Below are 501 nucleotides of genomic sequence, written 5' to 3' on the forward strand. Positions count from 1 at the left end.
TGAACGCTTCCACTACACCCTTAAACTAGCCCTAGCAAGCAAAATACCAGCTCAAAGTCTCGATGAACTCAACTCTCAGCTAAAAGAAATCATCGAATACTACAACCACAAACGCCCCCATAGAGCCCTAAACAGAACCACCCCCGCAGAAGCCTACACAGCACTGCCCAAAGCTCTCCCAGCAGACATCAAACCAGACCACGACTACCGCCTACGCACTGACAAAGTAGGCACCAACGGCAAGACAACCCTGCGATGGGGTGGCAAACTACGCCGCCTCTACATCGGGCGCCGATGGGGCGGCGAACCAATCACCATGGTCTGCATCGACAACCGCGTAAGCATCAAAATAACCACCACTGGGGCACAAATCGCCGCCTACACACTCACCGAAGAAAAAATCTATTACAACAAGAAAGACAACGAACTTGACCCCCAACAGGGCAACTGAAAACGAAAAATCTCGAGGCATCGACCGGAACGATGTCTCGAGACTTCACA

At 51.5% G+C, this 501-nt stretch carries 1 protein-coding gene; it reads left to right on the top strand.

Annotated features, from left to right (window positions below):
* Positions 1-451: integrase core domain-containing protein (locus tag MHK09_RS11680; RefSeq protein WP_250413620.1), on the top strand; the 451-nt coding region annotated here is incomplete at its 5' end.
* Between the last annotated feature and the right edge of the window lie 50 nt (positions 452-501).

The organism is Corynebacterium tuberculostearicum (assembly GCF_022347235.1).
GTDB lineage: Bacteria > Actinomycetota > Actinomycetes > Mycobacteriales > Mycobacteriaceae > Corynebacterium > Corynebacterium tuberculostearicum_F.